The following is a 562-nucleotide window of genomic DNA, read 5'->3' as shown; positions in this document are numbered from 1 at the left end:
GGGAACTCTTCATCACTGATATATAATGACGAAGAATTATTATTAGCGTCTATTGATAGAACCCAAAAAATCATTAATTCTATTAATTCAAAATTACAACAAGGAATTAAATATGAACAATAAACTACAAGCAGCCGTCGAAATTGCAGAAGAAATTGAAGCCGCAATATTTCCCGTAGTGACTGCAACTCAAAATGAAGCCGAGCCGGATACTTATTTAATGTGTCGTGGTATTTATCGTCAATCTAAAGTACTGGCTGAAAAATTAAGGGAAGTAGCTGAGGGGAATAATCAGGAAAATAGCAATAATGAATCTTTGCACGATAAATTGGAAGTCGGGGCAAGTGAAATAGAAGCCTTAAGAACTTACCTAACTTTATTACTGGATACTGAAAAAGCTAAACATGCTTCATGTTTACTCGGTATTGCGTTGGATTTAGCACACTCTGCCGGCAAAGAAATAGCACGAGTCCGAGGGGTAGAATACTCATGAATAATATCTTCTATCATACCCGTGTCAATAATGAGCGATTAGAAAAGATGAGTAATAGCGATTTACAGT

Annotated in this window: 1 protein-coding gene; it reads left to right on the top strand. The window is 35.9% G+C overall.

What is annotated here, in order from left to right; all coding sequences use genetic code 11:
- The first annotated feature begins 112 nt into the window (after window positions 1–112).
- Complete coding sequence (locus PSI23_RS21890) at window positions 113–493, top strand: hypothetical protein (RefSeq protein ID WP_273557031.1); 381 nt, start codon at window positions 113–115, stop codon at window positions 491–493.
- Window positions 494–562 lie beyond the last annotated feature (69 nt).

Origin of the sequence: Xenorhabdus yunnanensis (genome assembly GCF_028598805.1) — a bacterium.
GTDB classification, from domain to species: Bacteria; Pseudomonadota; Gammaproteobacteria; order Enterobacterales; family Enterobacteriaceae; genus Xenorhabdus; species Xenorhabdus yunnanensis.
This window is presented reverse-complemented; position numbering and strand designations above follow the sequence as displayed.